The sequence below is a fragment of the Fructilactobacillus sp. X2R6C1 genome (assembly GCF_059901295.1).
Genome location: NZ_JBWXUZ010000088.1, coordinates 1 through 232 on the forward strand (window position 1 = coordinate 1; position 232 = coordinate 232).

At 51.3% G+C, this 232-nt stretch carries 1 rRNA gene; it reads left to right on the forward strand.

Annotated features, from left to right (window positions below):
• A 23S ribosomal RNA gene (locus tag AC6UDF_RS07485) occupies positions 1 to 225 on the forward strand; the annotation flags it as partial.
• Positions 226 to 232: the final 7 nt, after the last annotated feature.

Sequence of the window (232 nt, forward strand, 5' to 3'; positions counted from 1 at the left end):
CCTCTGGTGTTCCGGTTGTCACGCCAGTGGCATTGCCGGGTAGCTATGTTCGGAAGAGATAACCGCTGAAAGCATCTAAGCGGGAAACTTGCCTCAAGTTGAGATCTCACTGGGATCTTGAATCCCCTAAAGGGCCGTCGAAGACTACGACGTTGATAGGTTGGGTGTGTAAGCGCTGTGAGGCGTTGAGCTAACCAATACTAATTGCCCGTGAGGCTTGACCATATAACAC